This window comes from Paramesorhizobium endophyticum (genome assembly GCF_014640615.1).
Classification (GTDB): Bacteria; Pseudomonadota; Alphaproteobacteria; order Rhizobiales; family Rhizobiaceae; genus Paramesorhizobium; species Paramesorhizobium endophyticum.
In genome coordinates, this window is sequence record NZ_BMHH01000021.1 from 19,608 (window position 1) to 36,622 (window position 17,015).

The 17,015-nt window shown below is 59.0% G+C and carries 16 protein-coding genes; 7 read left to right on the forward strand and 9 right to left on the reverse strand.

What is annotated here, in order from left to right:
* Positions 1-179 precede the first annotated feature (179 nt).
* The 6 genes from IEX53_RS19405 (at position 180) to IEX53_RS19430 (ending at position 6,313) form a co-directional block, all read left to right on the forward strand.
* A complete protein-coding gene (locus tag IEX53_RS19405; RefSeq protein WP_188825837.1) occupies positions 180-1,445 on the forward strand; it encodes an ABC transporter substrate-binding protein in 1,266 nt (421 codons plus the stop codon).
* 65 nt (positions 1,446-1,510) lie between these two features.
* A complete protein-coding gene (locus IEX53_RS19410; RefSeq protein ID WP_188825838.1) occupies positions 1,511-2,497 on the forward strand; it encodes a carbohydrate ABC transporter permease in 987 nt (328 codons plus the stop codon).
* Positions 2,497-3,327 (forward strand): carbohydrate ABC transporter permease, encoded by an 831-nt coding sequence (locus tag IEX53_RS19415; RefSeq protein ID WP_188825839.1) that lies wholly within the window; start codon positions 2,497-2,499, stop codon positions 3,325-3,327. The genes IEX53_RS19410 and IEX53_RS19415 overlap by 1 nt, the downstream gene beginning before the upstream one ends.
* A 10-nt stretch (positions 3,328-3,337) precedes the next feature.
* Entirely contained in the window at positions 3,338-4,363 is a 1,026-nt protein-coding gene (locus IEX53_RS19420) for an ABC transporter ATP-binding protein (protein ID WP_188825840.1), read from the forward strand.
* Positions 4,364-4,410: 47 nt separating this feature from the next.
* A complete protein-coding gene (locus IEX53_RS19425; protein ID WP_188825841.1) occupies positions 4,411-5,196 on the forward strand; it encodes a ThuA domain-containing protein in 786 nt (261 codons plus the stop codon).
* A gap of 79 nt (positions 5,197-5,275) precedes the next feature.
* Positions 5,276-6,313, forward strand: coding sequence for a Gfo/Idh/MocA family protein (locus tag IEX53_RS19430; RefSeq protein ID WP_188825842.1), 1,038 nt, complete (start codon positions 5,276-5,278; stop codon positions 6,311-6,313).
* Positions 6,314-6,363: 50 nt separating this feature from the next.
* Here IEX53_RS19430 and IEX53_RS19435 read toward each other — a convergent pair whose 3' ends face one another.
* Complete coding sequence (locus IEX53_RS19435) at positions 6,364-6,585, reverse strand: ABC transporter permease family protein (protein ID WP_188825843.1); 222 nt, start codon at positions 6,583-6,585, stop codon at positions 6,364-6,366.
* Positions 6,586-6,906: 321 nt separating this feature from the next.
* On the opposite strand from IEX53_RS19435, the gene IEX53_RS19440 reads away from it, so the two are divergent.
* On the forward strand, positions 6,907-8,127 hold the full coding sequence (locus tag IEX53_RS19440) for a flavin monoamine oxidase family protein (RefSeq protein ID WP_210311670.1): 1,221 nt from the start codon (positions 6,907-6,909) through the stop codon (positions 8,125-8,127).
* Positions 8,128-8,242: 115 nt separating this feature from the next.
* Here the strand turns inward: IEX53_RS19440 and IEX53_RS19445 are convergent, their stop codons facing one another.
* The 8 genes from IEX53_RS19445 to IEX53_RS19480 form a co-directional block, all read right to left on the reverse strand.
* Positions 8,243-9,565, reverse strand: coding sequence for an MFS transporter (locus IEX53_RS19445; RefSeq protein ID WP_188825845.1), 1,323 nt, complete (start codon positions 9,563-9,565; stop codon positions 8,243-8,245).
* Positions 9,566-9,638: 73 nt separating this feature from the next.
* A complete protein-coding gene (locus tag IEX53_RS19450; RefSeq protein ID WP_188825846.1) occupies positions 9,639-10,409 on the reverse strand; it encodes an enoyl-CoA hydratase/isomerase family protein in 771 nt (256 codons plus the stop codon).
* A 9-nt stretch (positions 10,410-10,418) separates the two neighbouring features.
* Positions 10,419-11,567: an extracellular solute-binding protein gene (locus IEX53_RS19455; RefSeq protein WP_188825847.1), complete on the reverse strand. Its 1,149-nt coding sequence runs from the start codon at positions 11,565-11,567 to the stop codon at positions 10,419-10,421.
* Between the two features lies 1 nt (position 11,568).
* Entirely contained in the window at positions 11,569-12,762 is a 1,194-nt protein-coding gene (locus IEX53_RS19460; RefSeq protein WP_188825848.1) for a CaiB/BaiF CoA transferase family protein, read from the reverse strand.
* A 38-nt stretch (positions 12,763-12,800) separates the two neighbouring features.
* The gene (locus IEX53_RS19465) at positions 12,801-13,568 is read right to left on the reverse strand and encodes an SDR family NAD(P)-dependent oxidoreductase (RefSeq protein ID WP_188825849.1); all 768 of its coding nucleotides are present in this window, start codon (positions 13,566-13,568) and stop codon (positions 12,801-12,803) included.
* Positions 13,565-14,746, reverse strand: a complete 1,182-nt coding sequence (locus IEX53_RS19470) for an aldose 1-epimerase family protein (protein ID WP_188825850.1) — start codon at positions 14,744-14,746, stop codon at positions 13,565-13,567. Before IEX53_RS19470 ends, IEX53_RS19465 begins: the two co-directional genes overlap by 4 nt.
* Position 14,747: 1 nt before the next feature.
* Positions 14,748-15,662 carry a sugar phosphate isomerase/epimerase family protein gene (locus IEX53_RS19475; protein WP_188825851.1) on the reverse strand — a complete coding sequence of 305 codons (915 nt, stop codon included), beginning with the start codon at positions 15,660-15,662 and terminating at the stop codon, positions 14,748-14,750.
* A 76-nt stretch (positions 15,663-15,738) separates the two neighbouring features.
* The gene (locus IEX53_RS19480) at positions 15,739-16,830 is read right to left on the reverse strand and encodes a Gfo/Idh/MocA family protein (protein WP_188825852.1); all 1,092 of its coding nucleotides are present in this window, start codon (positions 16,828-16,830) and stop codon (positions 15,739-15,741) included.
* Positions 16,831-17,015: the final 185 nt, after the last annotated feature.

Genomic DNA, 17,015 nt, shown 5'->3' on the forward strand with positions numbered 1-17,015 from the left:
AACGTCTATCCGCCAAATATTTTAAACCGATTTCAATTCATGTCTAAGGCATCACTGTTGGAACAGGGTGTTTTTACGAGTTATGCGACGAAATGTCACTTAAAAAATCGACTTGACGACAATTTGACCGTCTGACATGGTTCAGTCTACCAAAACGATTTCAATTCTGGGAGGAATTCATGAAAAAGTTTGTTGGATGTCTGGCGGCGCTCGCCCTGAGCCTGCCTGTCGTCAACGCAGTTCAAGCCGCCGAACTGTCGTTTGCCGCAAACACCACCGGCGCAAGCATCGCATTCTTTCGCAAGCAGATTGCCATTTTCGAAAAGCAGACAGGCAACAAAGTCACCATCGTGACCATGCCGGCTTCAAGCAGCGAACAGTTCTCGCAATACCGCCTATGGCTTGCCGCTGGAAACAAGGACATCGATGTCTATCAGACCGACATTGTCTGGGCGCCACAACTTGCCGATCAGTTCGTCGATTTGAAGGACGCGACCGCTGATGTTGCAAACCAGTTCTTCCCGTCGATTATCGCATCGCAGACTGTCAACGGCAGGCTTGTTGCGCTCCCGATGTATACCGATGCTCCGGCGCTTTTTTACCGTAAGGACCTCCTCGATAAATATGGCAAGCAGCCGCCAAAGACCTGGGACGAGATGGCTGCGATGGCAAAGGAGATCCAGGACAAGGAGCGGCAGTCTGGCCGAAAGGATATGTGGGGTTACGTTTTTCAGGGCAATTCCTATGAAGGCCTGACCTGCAACGGCCTCGAATGGGTGAAGTCTTCGGGTGGCGGCCAGATCGTCGAACCGGACGGGACGATCTCCATCAATAACGAGAAAGCGGTCGCAGCACTTGAGCGTGCCAAAGGCTGGATAGGCACGATTTCGCCCTCCGGCGTGCTTGCCTATCAGGAAGAGGAATCGCGCGGTGTCTGGCAGACCGGCAACGCGGTTTTCATGCGCAATTGGCCTTACGCGTATTCGCTCGGCAATGGCGTTGATAGCGCCGTAAAGGGGAAATTCAGCGTGACTACGCTTCCAGTTGCGGCTGCCGGAGACAAGCCTTCTTCGACGCTCGGCGGGTGGAACCTCGCGGTCTCGAAATACTCCGACAACAAGGAAGAAGCGGTAGCGTTCGTCAAATTCCTCGCTTCGAAGGAGGTCCAAAAGGCCCGCGCCATAGAATTATCCAATCTGCCAACGCTGGCGGATCTTTATGATGACAGGGATGTGGTCGCCGCGCAGCCCTTCATGCCGAGTTGGAAGCCGATCTTCCAAGACGCCGTCCCGCGTCCTTCGGCCGCGACTAAAGTCAAGTACAACGAGGTGTCGTCGAAATTCTGGACTGCTGTTCATAATACGCTTTCGGGCAGCGGTACCGCTGCAGAAAATCTCGAGCTTCTCGAAGCCGACCTGACGACGCTGAAGGGCGACGCTTGGTGAGCAGTTGGACCGGCGGTATAAGCTCGCCGGTCCAGCCTCCAGATGTCCGAGCAGGGGTAGGCCTCATGAGCGAAATTGTAGTCCCGCAAACAATCCAATCGAAACGCTCTAATCTCACGGTCTCTACGGAGTTGCGGTCTGAGCGTATTCGATCCGCCTGGCTGTTTCTCACGCCGACATTGTTGATCCTTGCAATTGTTGCTGGCTGGCCGCTGTTTAGAACAATCTATTTCAGCTTCACCAATGCATCGCTCACCGACCTGGGAAATGCGCGGTTCATCGGCTTTGACAATTACCTGTCATGGGTAACGCTGAAAAGTGGCAAAACCATCTATCGTGGCCTGCTCGCCGACCCGGCCTGGTGGAATGCGGTCTGGAACACGGTCAAGTTCACCATTCTTTCTATCTCAATCGAGACCACGCTTGGTCTAATCGTCGCGCTGGTGTTGAACGCGCAGTTCGTCGGGCGTGGGATCGTGCGCGCCGCAATCCTCATTCCCTGGGCGATCCCGACGATCGTTTCGGCGAAGATGTGGGCCTGGATGCTCAATGACCAGTTCGGCATCCTCAACGATATTCTGCTTGGTCTGGGAGTCATCAGCCAAAAGATCGCCTGGACTGCCAATCCAGAAACCGCGATGATGGCTGTACTCATCGTCGATGTGTGGAAGACGACGCCCTTCATGGCCCTCCTGATCCTCGCGGGTCTGCAGATGGTGCCGACAGACATCTACGAAGCGGCCAGAATCGACGGTGTCAATCCGGTCAAGGTTTTCTGGCGGTTGACACTGCCGCTGATCCGGCCATCCATCATGGTTGCCGTGATCTTTCGGATGCTGGATTCACTGCGCATCTTTGACTTGATCTATGTGCTGACGCCCAATAACGCGCAGACGAAGACGATGTCGGTTATGGCGCGTGAAAACCTGTTCGATTTCGACAAATTCGCCTATGGCGCCGCCGCGTCGACGATGCTTTTCCTCATCATAGCGTCCGTTACCATCGTTTATATCTGGCTCGGCCGCGTCAAGCTTGGCGGGGGAGATCGCTGATGCTGTTTTCGATTATAAAGAACACACTCTTCTACTTGCTCGTCGCGGTAATTGTCATCATCGCGGTCTTTCCCTTCTACTATGCAATTCTCACGAGCCTGAAGACCGGAACGGCTCTTTTTGAGGTCAATTACTGGCCAACCTCGATGTCGTTCGGCAATTATACATCCGTGATGAGCCAGGGAGGGTTTGTCCGCAGCCTTGCAAATTCCGTGATGATTGCCTGCATCGTGGTTGCGGCATCGCTGCTGCTTTCGGTTACTGCGGCCTATGCCTTGGCGCGTGTCGATTTCCGGGGAAGGGCGCTCTTGATGCTGACCATCCTTTCGGTGTCGATGTTTCCACAGATCGCTGTGCTTGCGGGGCTTTTCGAACTCATCCGTTGGCTCGGTATCTTTAACACGCCTTTTGCGCTGATCTTTTCCTACATGATCTTTACCCTGCCGTTTACCGTCTGGGTGCTGACTACTTTTATGCGCGACTTGCCGGTTGAGATCGAGGAGGCGGCCATCGTCGACGGCGCTTCACCGTGGGTCATCATCACTCAAGTGTTCATGCCGCTCATGTGGCCGGTGCTGGTGACAACCGGGTTGCTCGCCTTCATCACCGCCTGGAATGAGTTCCTCTTTGCGCTGACCTTCACGTCGTCGGATGCACAACGGACCGTGCCGGTTGCCATTGCCATGCTCTCAGGCGGTAGCCAATTCGAAATTCCCTGGGGCAACATCATGGCCGCTTCCGTCATCGTCACCGTACCGGTTGTCGTGCTCGTTTTAATATTCCAGCGCCGGATCATATCGGGGCTAACCGCTGGCGGCGTTAAGGGCTGAGAGGGAAAACATGGCAGAGATCCGACTGGACAATATCCGCAAGAGTTTCGGTTCCTTCGAGGTGATCAAGGGCGTGACGATGGACATCCGCCGCGGCGAGTTCATGGTCTTCGTTGGACCGTCAGGATGCGGTAAATCCACCCTCCTGCGCCTGATTTCCGGGCTTGAGGACATCACATCCGGCACGCTTTCCTTCGACAGCGAGGTGGTGAACCAGCATGCGCCTTCAAAAAGAGGGATCGCCATGGTTTTCCAGTCCTACGCGCTCTATCCCCATATGACGGTTTTCGACAATATGGCTTTCGGCATGAAACTTTCCGGACGCACGAAGGACGAATGCCATCAGCGCGTCGAGAAAGCCGCGGACATGCTGCAACTGTCACCTTATCTCGACCGTTTGCCGCGGCAACTGTCCGGCGGGCAGCGCCAGCGCGTGGCTATCGGCCGAGCGATCGTGCGCGATCCCAAGGTCTTTCTGTTCGACGAGCCGCTTTCTAATCTCGACGCGGCACTGCGCGTCGCCACGAGGCTCGAGATCGCCAAGCTTCATCGCAGCATGCACGACACGACGATGATCTACGTGACGCACGATCAGGTCGAGGCGATGACACTCGCTGACCGGATATGCGTGTTGAGGGATGGCCTCGTTGAGCAGATCGGTACGCCACTGGAGCTATACGAAAGCCCGAACTCGACCTTCGTCGCCGGTTTCATCGGCTCACCCAAAATGAACCTCCTGTCGGGCGCGCTGGCACAGCCCTACGGCAGTCATACGATCGGGGTTCGCGCCGAACACATCCGCATCACGACGGAACCGCCGGCTTGGAGCGGGACGGTCATCCATTCAGAAGTTCTGGGCTCTGATAGCTTCGTCTACCTGGATATCGGCGCGGATGAACCGCTGATCGTGCGCGAACCCGGCGTCTCCCGCCACACGCCGGGGCAATCACTTGGTCTCACACCGCTTGCCGACCAAGTGCACCGCTTTGACCAATCCGGCCGGGCCCTTGAAAGAGCGTCTATGCGCGCAGCCTGATCTCTCCCAAGGCTTGATCCGTATATAAATCGCAAGGAGTTAACGACGTGACCATTCGCACTATTGTCTGGGGTGAAAACATCCACGAGAACACCAATACGGTTGTTCGAGCAATTTATCCCGAAGGCATGCATACGACGATCACAAATGCGCTGAACTCGGATTCCGGTATCACCGCGACGACGGCGACGTTGCAGGAGCCGGAACATGGCCTGACTGAAGCGCGCCTTGCCCAGACCGACGTGCTCACCTGGTGGGGCCATAAGGATCACGGCGCCGTTTGCGACGTCGTTGTCGAGCGCGTTGCAAAGCGCGTCTGGGAAGGCATGGGCCTGATCGTCCTGCATTCCGGCCATTTTTCCAAAATTTTCAAGCGTCTGATGGGTACGCCCTGTGCGCTGAAATGGCGCGAGGCCGGCGAACGCGAGCGGCTGTGGACGATCAACCCGCGTCACCCCATCTCAGCCGGTATTGATGAAAACTTCGTGCTGGAAAACGAGGAAATGTACGGCGAACAATTTTCGGTACCCGAACCGCTGGAAACCGTGTTCATCTCCTGGTTCCAAGGCGGAGAAGTCTTCCGTTCGGGTATGACCTGGCGACGCGGGGCCGGCAACATCTTTTACTTCCGTCCGGGCCACGAAACCTATCCGACCTACCACGACACGAATGTCCAGAAGGTACTGATCAACGGTGTGAAATGGGCATACAACCCACAGGGTGCCCTGAAAAGCATAACCGATGCACCCAATGTGCCGGTGGAAAAGGCATTGGAACCCATCGTCGAACGCGGACCGCGACTGCATCAGACGGGCGAGGCGGGTTACCGCTAACCAGACTGTTTTAGAAGATATGACCTTCGTAAGCTAGCAGGGCTGCTAACGCTTAACGATAACCATGAGGACAAATCGGATGCGCTTGATCATTCTCGGAACCGGAGGATGGGCGAATACCCATGCGATGCATTTTGCCCAAATCGCGAACGTCGAAATCGTCGCGGCCGTCGATACGGACGACGTTCGGCTACGGGCCTTCGCGCTGAGACATAATATACCCTTGACCTTCACCTCGCTCGACGACGCTCTGGCCTGGGGAGAGTTCGATGCCGTGACAAATGTCACGCCGGATCGCGTTCACTATCCTACAACGATGCAGCTTCTCGCTGCCGGCAAGCATGTCTTTTGCGAGAAGCCACTAGCGGTAAACTATGGCCACGCCAAAGAAATGGCCGATGCCGCTGCTTTATCCGGCAAAGTCGCCATGGTGAACCTCACTTATCGGAACGTGGCGCCGCTTCAAGCTGCTCGCAAGATGGTCCTGGAGGGGCGCCTTGGTGCGATCCGTCATTTCGAAGCCTCCTATCTGCAGAGTTGGTTGGTTTCGAAGGCATGGGGAGATTGGTCCAAGGAGTCGCAGTGGCTGTGGAGATTGTCCACAAAGCATGGGTCCAATGGCGTTCTAGGCGATGTCGGCATTCACATCCTCGATTTCGCGGTCTTTGCGGCCGGAAGCGATATAAAGGCGGCCGCTTCCCACCTCAAAGTTTTCGATAAAGGTCCTGGAAAGCAGATCGGCGAATATGAACTCGATGCCAATGACAGTTTCTTGATGGTGGCCGAACTCGATAACGGCGCAGCTGGTGTCATCCATGCGACCCGCTGGGCGACCGGCCATCTGAACGAACTGCATCTGCGTTTGCATGGCGACAAAGGAGCGGTTGAGATAGTGCATACGCCGGAGGGTTCGACGCTCAGGGTTTGCGAAGGCGTTGATGTCGACAAGGCAATCTGGCGCACGGTCGAAGTCGAACCAGTCATTACTAATTTCCAGCGATTTGCCAATGCCATACTGACAGGGCAGCCGGACGAGCCGAGTTTCGACCATGCTGCCAAGCTCCAGTTTGTTCTCGATCACGCAGTCAAGGCAGCGGGCGTCTTGACTGAGGTCTGAACGAAAACGGACGCGGAGATCGACCGGCGCGAATATGGCTCTGCTGCCGTTTAATAACAGCGTCGGATGAACAGTCCGGCGGCCACCGAGATCGTTATCGTGACGCTGAGAAGAATGAGGGCGAGCGCTGCGCCAAGCGGCCAGTTTGCCTTGCTCAAGATTTCGGTCACGATCATCGGCGCCATCATGCGGAAAGATGGGCCGCCGAGCATGACCGGCGTCGCATAGGCATTCATGGCGAGGAGGAACGATAGGACGGATGCGGCAAGCACCCCCCGGCATGATCTATGGCAGGCGGATCAGCATGAATGTTTGTAAGCGCTGGTCTGTGGGATAAGGAGATCGAAATCCCAGGCGCGGTGATCCGCTGCCAAACGACTGTTTTGGAGGTGAACATTATACATCTGGCTGAGCTATGGACTGCCGAGGAATGCCGAATTTTTTGCCAATGCATCTATGCTGATTAATAATCAGCCCAAAGACAAGGTAAAGCCCCCTAATTCCAGGCGTTTGAACTTGGCACGCGAATTGCTTCCTATCGTTTGAAGTAATAAAAGGGGAAGCTTCAATTCATGTCATTCAATCCAGAAGGAATGTCTCGCCGATCACTGTTGGGGATGATCGGAACGGTTGCAGGCGCGGCGGCCATGTACAGCGCCATGGGCGCCATGGGGCTCTCGCAAGCCTCGCCATGGAAAGGGAGGCTGAAACTGGAGGCTGATCCGAAGGGGACTTCGGTTCTGGTTTTGGGCGGTGGGCTCGCCGGTATGACAGCGGCGTTCGAACTGCGGAATGCCGGATACTCCGTCAAGATACTCGAATATCGCGAAAAAGCCGGCGGCCGCTGTTGGACATTGCGCGGCGGCGACAAATACACCGAACTGGGAGGCTTTACGCAGGAGGTGAAATTCGCCGAAGGCAACTATATCAACCCTGGCCCCTGGCGCATCCCATCCGACCACTTCGCCGTACTGGATTATTGCAAGCGGTTCGGCGTCAAGCTCGAGCCTTTCATTCAGGTCAATTACAATGCCTATCTACATAACACCGAGGCCTTCGACGGCCAGCCACAACGGTTCAAGGAGATTTCTACCGACTTCCGGGGCCATGTCGCCGAATTGCTGGCCAAATGCGTAGATCAGAAGGCACTGGACACTGCGGTAACCGAGGAAGACGCCAAGCTTCTGCTGAATGCGTTAAAACGCTATGGTGCGCTGAACGAACAGTATGAATATGTCAAGGGCGAAAACAGCTCTTCTTATCGCGGCTGGTTCAAGCCCGAAGGGGGCGGCGCCAGCGGCAAGCCGGAACCATCCGAACCCCATCCGCTGTCGGTTATCCTGCAGTCGAAGCTGTGGCGGTCGCTGACGGCCGGCGACGATCTGCATATGCAATCCACGATCTTCCAGCCGGTCGGTGGCATGGACATGATCGCCAAGGGGTTCGAGAAACAGGTCGGCGATGTCATTACGTACAATGCCAAGGTGATCCGCATCCGGCATGAGGGCGACAAGGTCAGCGCGACCTGGGTGCCCAGCAATGGCGAAGGCCCGGAGACAACGGAAACCGCCGATTATTGCATCTGCACCATCCCCTTCTCTGTGCTTGGGCAGGTCGATCACGATTTCTCCGCGAGGACGAAGGGCATCATCGACGGCATGTATTACGAATCGGCCTTCAAGGTCGGGCTGGAGTTCAAACGCCGTTTCTGGGAACAGGACGAACATATCTATGGCGGCATCAGCTATACCAACCTGCCGATTACCCTGATTTCCTATCCTTCGACCAATTTCTTCAGCGACGGTCCGAGGTGACGGCGGTTCGGCGCTGACGATAGAAACGCTGACAGTGAAGGATACTGCATCGCGTTTCAGGTCGAACCCGGAACGCGATGCATATAAGGTTCAAAACGCCCCCTCCGACGCCACGCTATACCCGCTGTTCGGCAAGGTACGTCTTCTTCTCTCCCGCGCGGGCGTCGAGCCGGCGCGCCCGATCGATGCTGAGCACCGAGACAAGCGTGATCAGGCAGTAGAGCGCAGTGATGAGGGCAACGGGCCAGGCGGAGCCGTACCACCCGACCAATGCCGTCGCGATAAGGGGCAGCGGCCCGACGAAGATCGCTCCCGTCACCTCGCGGGCGAATGCGATGGCGCTGTAGCGGACTTCCGTCGGGAAAATGTCGCAATAAAAGGCCGGCTGGACGCCGAAGGATGAGCGCGCCCCGAGCGCATGGCCGATAATGATCAGCACCACGGCGGTCCAGTGCGTGCCAGCGCCGAGCAGCTGGAAATAGACCAGCGAATAAACGGCTGCAGCAGCCGAGCCCCATGCCATGATGGTGACTCGCCCGAAACGATCGGACAGGGCTCCGAACACGACACACATCACCGCGCCGAACACGCTGGACAGCATGACGCCCGTCAGCACCACCTCGCGCGGAAAGCCAAGCTTCGATGTGGCGTAGGCGAGCGTGAAGGTCTGGAAGATATAGGACAGGTTCGGCGCCAGATTAGCCCCCATTGCCGCCAGCATGGTGCGCGGATGGTTGCGCAGCACTTCGAGGACAGGCAGTTTCGAATCCCGGCGCTGTTCCTTGATTTCCACGAACTCCGGCGATTCCGGCACCTTGCGGCGAATATAGATGCCGAGGAACAGCACCAGCGCGCTCAACAGGAAGGGTACGCGCCAGCCCCAACTCATCAATGCGTTCTCGGGCAGGAGGGTGAAGAGGGCAAAAATGCCCGAGGCAAGGATCGTCGCGATATCGACCGCCGCCGCCGGCAGGCTGGCAAAGAAGCCGCGGCGCTTGCCGGCGATTTCGCCTGCCATGACCACGGCGCCCGCATATTCCGCGCCCGCGCCCAGTCCCTGAACGACGCGGAGAATAAGCAGAAGCACCGGCGCCCACAGGCCGATCGAGGCATAGGTCGGCAGGCAGCCGATCAAGGTGGTGCTGACACCCATCATCAGCAACGTCAGCATCAGCACCGGCTTGCGGCCGATGCGATCTCCCATCCAGCCGAACACGATCCCGCCCAGCGGCCTCACCAGGAAGCCGACCGTATAGGTGGCGAAGGACGCGAGAATGCCGGTCGTCGGATCGAATTGCGGGAAAAACAGATGGTTGAAAATCAGCGCCGCCGCCGTCGCATAAAGTATGAAATCATACCATTCGACGACCGTGCCGATCGTGCTTGCGAAAATCGTGCTGGCCAGCGCCTTCGGCCTGGCAATCGCGGTGTCGGTCAATTTTCCCTCCCATGATCGAAATTGCCGCTTCCGGCTTTCCTCCTCGAAAGCCAGGATGCGGTTTCGTATAGTCCTACCTTCGCCGAAAAACCGGTGCGCGCTTCTCCTTGAACGCGGCACGGCCCTCCAGCGCGTCGGCGGTGGCAAAGCAGATCGTCTGCAAGTCGCGCTCATATTCGATGGCTTTCTCCAGCGGCATGGCGAAAGCGGCTTTCAGGTTGAGCTTGGCAGTTTCGGCGGCGATGGGCGCGCGCGAGGCGATTGTCGCGGCGATTTCACGGGCTCTATCCAACAGTTCCGCTTGCGGAACGACCTCACTGACAAGTCCCCAGCGCTCGGCCTTCTCGGCCGGGATCGGATCGCCGGTCATGATCATCAGCGCGGCATTGGACGCGCCGATGGAATGGGCCAGCTGCGCGGCCATGCCGCCGCCGCCGATCCAGCCGAGCTTGATTTCCGGCGCGGCGAATTGCGCGTTCTGCGAGGCGATGCGGATGTCGCAGGCGAGCGCCGTCTCCAGCCCGCCGCCAAAGGCATAACCATTGACGGCGGCGATGGACGGCTTCAGCAGCGCTCGGATCGCGTCGCAATAATCGGGGCGGTTTCGGAATTGCCAGGGCGTCTCGTAGCTGTCCAACTCGCGAATATCGGACCCCGCGCAAAAGGCACGCTCGCCTGCTCCGGTCAGGATGACGCAGCGTATCGCATCACTCTGGTTGCATTCGCTCACCGCGGCGACGAGCGCGTCGGCCATTTCCGGCGTGACTGCATTTAGCTTCTGCGGCCGGTTGAGGGTAATGACGGCAATGGCGCCGTCGATCTCGAATGTGATGTCGTCGGTCATCGGATAATCCTAAATCTCGCCGCCGCGCCGGCGCGAGACGGCATAAAGGGATTGAAGCTCGCTAACGACCGCTGCGCCGGGGCGCCGTTCATCGAGCGCCCGGCTAAGAAGCGCGGAGGCCTTGCTCTGGAAGGCGATGTAGCCGTCATGGCGCGGGCGCACATAGGCCTGTTCCAGCGTCTCGGCGGTATTGCGGTAGAAATTGCCCCAGCGTTCATTGACATGCTCATCATGCCAGGCGTCGCGGCGCGAGGGCTGGCCGTCATGATCGGGAATGAAGCCGGCTTGCGTTTCGCGGCCGAGCAGCCAGAGGAGATGGGCCTTGAGTTCCGGCGTGACATGACAGCGGCGGGAGATGCCGATGCCCGTGCCGCCCAGCGTCGAGCCGGGGCGCCCTGCCGCTTGCACGCGCGGGGCATTGTGGAAGGAGAGCCGATGGCCGGTCTTTGCGACGGCGTAGTTCACATAGCCGTAAACGAGCGGGCACAAGGCCACATCGTCATGTTCCGTCATGTGGCCGAGAATGCCGATGGGGTTCTTCTGGCGCACCGAGCGGGGAGCGCGCTGGCTAAGCTCCGCCATCAGTTCGTAAACCTGCAGGCCGGTCGCGCTAGATATAAGCACGTCCGAATCGCTTTCCGCTGGCGGCTCACCCAGAGCGGCGGCGATCGACAGGAGTGTCAGGCAGGCATGCGGGCCGGCGAGCGACAGCGCCACCTTGCCCGTTTCGCGCGAAAGGCGGACGACATCATCCCATGTCGTGGGAACCTCGCCCGGTAAGAGGTCGGGCCGGAGCGCCATCACCTGCGTCGCCGCATCGAGCGGCAGCGCCCAGTGCCGGTCCGCGAAATGGTAGCTTTTGAGCGACGCGCCGATGCTGACCCGCGCGAGCTCCGCCACAATTTCCTCGCCGAACACATCTTCGAGCGATTGCAGGCAGTTTCCATCCACGGCCTCGCCGATATGCGGATGGTCGAGGACGACCAGATCGTAGCGCGCGGTCAGGTCGGCAATCGGATGGGATTCGAAACCTTCGAGCGGCTGCCGGTGCCAGCGTATGTCGAGGCCCGCGCCGATGACTTCGGGCAGCCTTGCCGCCGCCGCGAGCGCATTAAACCCCCGCGGATGATCCCAGGTGAGGGCTTCGATGATCTGCATCCTAGAGCCTGCCCGTCACCACGACGCCGGCTTTTTCAAGCGCGTCGATCTTCTCCACCGGATAGCCCGCTTCGGCCAATATATCACGAGTGTCCTGACCAACGATTGGCGCGCCGCGCTCCACCACAGACGGCGTTTTGGAGAAGCGGATGGGAAAGCCCGGCGTCTTCACCTTGCCTTCGGTCGGATGCTCATATTCGACGAATGTGCCGTTGTGCCTGATCTGCTCGTCCTCGACGAGGTCGGCATAGCCATAGACTGGGCCGCACCAGATATCGGCGGCGCGCAAGAGCTCCAGCCATTCGGCTGAGGTCTTCGCCTTGAGTTTCTCGCGCGTCTTGGCAAAGATTTCGTCGCGGCGGGTCCAGGTGTCGACTTCGTCATTCATGGTAAGGAAGCTCTCCTCGCCGATCACCTCGCCGAGCGTCTTCAGTTTTGGAAACGCGACGATGATGAAGCCGTCCGAAGTCGCGAAGGCGCCGTAGGGCGCGCGGATATAGACATGCGCATGCGGCTCCGCCGAGCGCGCCTGCGGCTTGCCGCCCACGGTGAAGACGGAGAGTTCCTGCATCTGGATGGTGGTGATTGCGTCCAGCATGTTGACCTGGACGAGCTGTCCTTCGCCGGTTCGCTCGCGATGAAGCAGCGCGGCGAGCGCGCCCTCGAAGGCGGTATAGGCGGTGATGGCATCGGCGAGATATTGCCCCGCCGGCGTCGGCGGCTCGCCCTCGCGTCCGGCGGACAGCATCGCGCCGGACATGCCTTGCAGGACGAGATCCTGTCCGGGCCGGTCCACATAGGGACCATCCTCGCCATAGCCGGAAATCGAGACATAGACGAGCTTGGGATTGATCGCGGCCAGCGATTCATAATCGACGCCTAAACGCTTGGCGACGCCGGGCCGGTAGTTCTGCAGGAAGACATCGGCGCTCTTCACCAGATCCATCAGGACCTCTCTGCCCTCGGGCGATTTCAGATCGATGGCGAGCGAACGCTTGTTGCGATTCAAGGACAGGAAGGAGACGTTGACCCGGTTGCCTTCCGCGCCGCCCGCCGCCACATGCCGCTGCCATTCGCCGGTCACCGGCTCCACCTTCACCACATCGGCACCCAGGTCGCCGAGCCGCTGCGCCGCGAACGGCCCCGCCATGGCAATCGAACAATCCAGCACCCTGTAACCTGATAAAACGCCCATTTCCTTATGCTTCCCTTTTTCTGATACCGGGCCGCGCCTCAGCGCATCACCCAGCCGCCGTCGACGTTCAAAGTCTGACCGGTGATGAACCCGGCTGCGTCGGAGATGAGGAACTGAAGCGCGTGGGCGATGTCACTTGCCGCGCCGCGCCGCTTCAGCGCCTGATGGTCGAGCACGAAGCGCGTATAGCCTTCAGGGTCGGGGTGGATTTTCTCCGCGTCGGTCGGAAACGCGCCCGGCGAGATGGCGTTGACGGTGATGCCATAGGGCCCGAACTCGCGCGCCCAAGCGCGGGTGAGGCCGATCAGCGCGCCCTTGGACTGCACGTAAGGGGATAGGTTCGCCCAGCCGCCGGAGAGCGTCACGCTGGCAATGTTGACGATGCGGCCCCAGCCTTGTTCCCGCATATGCGGCAAGGCCGCCTGCACGCAGACGATGCCCGAATCGACATTGATGTGCTGCACCTTCTGCATCTCTTCGAGGCTGTATTCCTCGAACGGCTTCGACGGATAGATGGCGGCATTGTTGATGACCACATCGAAACCACCAGCTTCCAGGGAGATGGCGTCCAGTGCGGGCCGCAGCGCCCTCAAGTCGGCAAGATCGAGCGCGTGGATGGAGAGGCCGGTGAGTCCTTCGGCTTCGGTTCTCGTCCGCAGTTCGGCGGTCTTCTTGGGATCGTGGTCGATGGCGATGACGCGGGCGCCGACGCGCAGGAAAATCAGGGTCGTCTCCAGCCCCAGACCGCCCCCCGCACCCGTATAAAGGACCGTCTTGCCCGCAATAGAAAAGGGTGAGGGGGTCATGAACGGCCTCGCAGGGGGAGGTGATTGCCTGAGGGGAGGGGGTAATCCTCCTCCGGTTGCCGGGCGATGGCGGCGATCCGGGCCTCCGCCGCGGAAATCTCCGCTGCGCCGGCGAGAACGCGGAAGGTGGAATCGTAGCGGCGTTCCTCGCCATGCTCGAGCCAGATCAGTTCACCGCGCTCCCGCGCCGCGCCATGGCCGAGCACATGATTGGTGGAGGGCTCGATGCCGAATGCATATTGCCCCGCCTGGAAATTCTGCCACTCATACATGCAAGGGAACTGGTTCTTGCGGGTAACGACCTCGAAGCCGATGCCAAGCCGGTCGTTGACAAGCGCGACAGGCACTTCGCCATTGCCATCAGCGTCCAGCTCATGCTGCCAGACCTGCTCATGGAAATGCATCGGCGGGCCCGGCATAACCCGGTAGCCGACGCCTTGCTTGCGGTAATCCTCACCCGCATGGGCCGCCCAGACGATATCGCGGATCGGCGCCAGATAGCGCGAGCCCTCAGTCAGCACCGGATGGCCGACATTGATATGATAGCAATACATATGGGGCGTGCGGTAGAAGCCGCGATTGGTCACGCAGTCATGGAGGCGGATTTCATTGGTGCCCGCCTTGATCTCAATGCGGCGGGTGAGTTCCAGATGCTCGCCGAACACAGTCCCTTGCGTGACGATGCCTTCGCACCAGAGATAACATTCGTCGCCCTCCCATCGCTCGCCATAGCCTGTTAGCTTTGCCGGTATGGTGCCGACACGGCCATGGAGGGAATGGCTGGCCGTCGCGCGCGGTTTGTAATTATAGTGATCCGTCGCCGCCTCATGCATGAACAGGATGTGGTCGAGCCCGCAAGTGACCATCAGGCCGGAAAAAGAACGCAGCCAGCCAAGCCCGCCTTCGCCTTCATATTCATGCAGGCCAGGGTGGCGGAACCCGGCGGGCGAATGCCAGCCCACCGCCATGCCGCGATAGTCACAATCGGCGATATCCATCGCCCGGTCGATGAGAACAGTGAAGCGTAGGCCGGTGCCGGACCGGAACTCCAGCATGCGTATGCCGCGCTCCAGCCCGTCCGCCAGCGTCATCAGCCTGACGCCGGCGAATTGCCCGAAGGAACCGGCGCTGGCGGCGAGATCGCGGCGAGAACTCTTTTCTCCATACAGTAATACCATATTATAAGCCCTGCGCGCGCAGCTTGCCGTCGAGGAACTTCTTGGCACGCGGAACATCCGCCTCGTCGAGATGCTCGATGATGATCGGGATGTTGGGGTGCTTCTGCGCGAGGCGCTTGAGATAAAGATCGTAGTTCAGAGACCCCAGCCCCGGCGCCGGCAGCTCGATCTCGCCGACGCCGCGGAAGGTGTGGCTCTCCAGCGCGTCCTCGTCGCCGATGTCGGCATGCTTCTCGCTCTTGTCGGAGCCTGAACGCTTGACGTCCTTGGCATGGCCGATCCTGATCTTGTCGAAGAGCGTGTCGAAGACTTGGGTCAAGATCGCATCCATGCGGTCGATATTGTGCGTCTCGAAATAATTGGTCGGATCCATCAGCAGGCCGAGGCCGGGATGGTCGACCTGCGCGAACATCCTGACCGTTTCCTCGACCGAGCCCACGACATTGTTGACATAGGTTTCGATGAGGAAGACTGCGCCGTGGTCATAGGCATATTGCGCGAGGTCGGCGATGACCTCGCGGCATTCCTCGAAGCCCTCTTCGGTCTTGTTCCTGGGGTGGTGCACCCAGTCGGATTCAGTGTTGAAGGTGCCGGTTTCGGAGATCACATAGGGCGTGCCCAAATATTGCGCATGCCGGATGATTTCCTTGAGGTATCCGACGCGGCGCGCGCGCTCCTCCCTGTCGGGATGGACGATGTTCGTATAGCCGGAAATGCAGGAGATCGGCAGGTTGTGGTCGCGGAATGTCTCACGGATGCGGATGCATTTGTCCCGCGTGATCTGCCCGGCGCTCAAATCGATGTCCTTGAAATGCATGTCGAGTTGGGCAGTGTTGAAATCCAGCGCTCGGATCTTTTTCGCCGTTTCCTCCAGCCCGTAGGGAAAATAACCGCTGAATATGCCTACCTGCATCATGATGAAGTCCCTCCCATTTGACTTGTTCGCCGCATGATCCTGTCCAAAAGGTCTGCAACTTTTTTGGATCATGCTCTTAATCGATCGCTATTTCCGACAGCCTGACCGTCCGGCCTTCCTCGATCGAGCGGTAGCCGGCCTCGATGAGCGCGACCGTCCTCACATTGTCCTCGACCGAGAGCGCCGGCGGCTCGCCGGATTTGAGCGCGTGTTGCAATTGCTCCATCACGCCGATGAAAGCGTGCGGGAACCACATGGTCTGCCATGTCGGGCTGACCCATTTGCCGTCAGTCGTTTTCTTCGAGGCATAGGAAAGCATCGAGGCCGATCCGTCTGGCCAGCCGATGGTCCCTTGCGCTACCCCGTCCGTCCCCTCGACTCGCCATTTGATGTAGATGTCGCTGTCGAAGCCTTCCTCCCGCGGCCCCGACCAGACATCCTCCATGGAGATGGCCATGAGCCCGTCCGGAAAGGTCAGCGTCGAGACGGTGATGCCGTCCCTGTGCGCGAACTTGGTGCGCGGGTCGGTGCGCGTCAGCGTGGTGATGGTTTCCGGCTCGCCGAACAGGAAGCGCAGTACGTCAAGATGATGCACGCTCATATTCGACAAGGTCAGGCGATCGTAATTTTCGAGAAATCCCTGCCAGTGCGGAATGGCGCGCATCTCGATGGTCGCAATGACAGGTGCGCCAAGCTCGCCTCCGTCGAGGATCTGCTTCAGCACCCGCATCGACTGGTCGTAGCGCATGTTCTGGTTGACTGAGAGCGGCTTGCCCGCCCGCGCAGCTTCGTCACGCAGGGCTTTCGCCTCTTCCAGCGTCAATGCCAGCGGCTTTTGCGCGAGGATACCCTTGATATGCGGGGCAGCCAGCGCCTTGCGGATCAAATCCGGCTGAAGATCGGGCGGATAGGCGATGTCGAGAATTTCGATGCGCTCGTCGGCAATCAGCGCCTCGGGCGTGTCGTGGACGGTCGGGATGCCCCAGCGCGAGGCGACTTTGGCCGCGTTGTCCTTCGTACGGGAGGCAATGGCGGCGACCGGAAATCGGGCCTCCCTATAGGCGGCGAGATGGCACTCCGCCATGATCATGCCCGCGCCGATGCACCCGATCCTGAAATCCCGCGCGCGAACCGGCGGATCAGGCACGAATCCCTGACTTGCGTCCATTCCATCCTCTCCATGAAGCCATCAGCCTCCACTGATGTGTGATGATTATTGACGGCTATGATGGATAGAGTCAACGTCTAGAAATATCATTTTACGTCATTTAACTTCTTTTTTGCACGTCCAGCGTTTTACTCTTGCATCTGCCGCTGATAGAAATACATCATTTTCCATCATTCTGACGAGGA

Bases quoted from the DNA above. Each gene is read 5' to 3' on its own strand.
- IEX53_RS19405 (WP_188825837.1), top strand. From the start codon at position 180: ATGAAAAAGTTTGTTGGATGTCTGGCGGCGCTCGCCCTGAGCCTGCCT.
- IEX53_RS19410 (WP_188825838.1), top strand. From the start codon at position 1,511: ATGAGCGAAATTGTAGTCCCGCAAACAATCCAATCGAAACGCTCTAAT.
- IEX53_RS19415 (WP_188825839.1), top strand. From the start codon at position 2,497: ATGCTGTTTTCGATTATAAAGAACACACTCTTCTACTTGCTCGTCGCG.
- IEX53_RS19420 (WP_188825840.1), top strand. From the start codon at position 3,338: ATGGCAGAGATCCGACTGGACAATATCCGCAAGAGTTTCGGTTCCTTC.
- IEX53_RS19430 (WP_188825842.1), top strand. From the start codon at position 5,276: ATGCGCTTGATCATTCTCGGAACCGGAGGATGGGCGAATACCCATGCG.
- IEX53_RS19440 (WP_210311670.1), top strand. From the start codon at position 6,907: ATGTCTCGCCGATCACTGTTGGGGATGATCGGAACGGTTGCAGGCGCG.
- IEX53_RS19450 (WP_188825846.1), bottom strand. From the start codon at position 10,409: ATGACCGACGACATCACATTCGAGATCGACGGCGCCATTGCCGTCATT.
- IEX53_RS19455 (WP_188825847.1), bottom strand. From the start codon at position 11,567: ATGCAGATCATCGAAGCCCTCACCTGGGATCATCCGCGGGGGTTTAAT.
- IEX53_RS19460 (WP_188825848.1), bottom strand. From the start codon at position 12,762: ATGGGCGTTTTATCAGGTTACAGGGTGCTGGATTGTTCGATTGCCATG.
- IEX53_RS19465 (WP_188825849.1), bottom strand. From the start codon at position 13,568: ATGACCCCCTCACCCTTTTCTATTGCGGGCAAGACGGTCCTTTATACG.
- IEX53_RS19470 (WP_188825850.1), bottom strand. From the start codon at position 14,746: ATGGTATTACTGTATGGAGAAAAGAGTTCTCGCCGCGATCTCGCCGCC.
- IEX53_RS19475 (WP_188825851.1), bottom strand. From the start codon at position 15,662: ATGATGCAGGTAGGCATATTCAGCGGTTATTTTCCCTACGGGCTGGAG.
- IEX53_RS19480 (WP_188825852.1), bottom strand. From the start codon at position 16,830: ATGGACGCAAGTCAGGGATTCGTGCCTGATCCGCCGGTTCGCGCGCGG.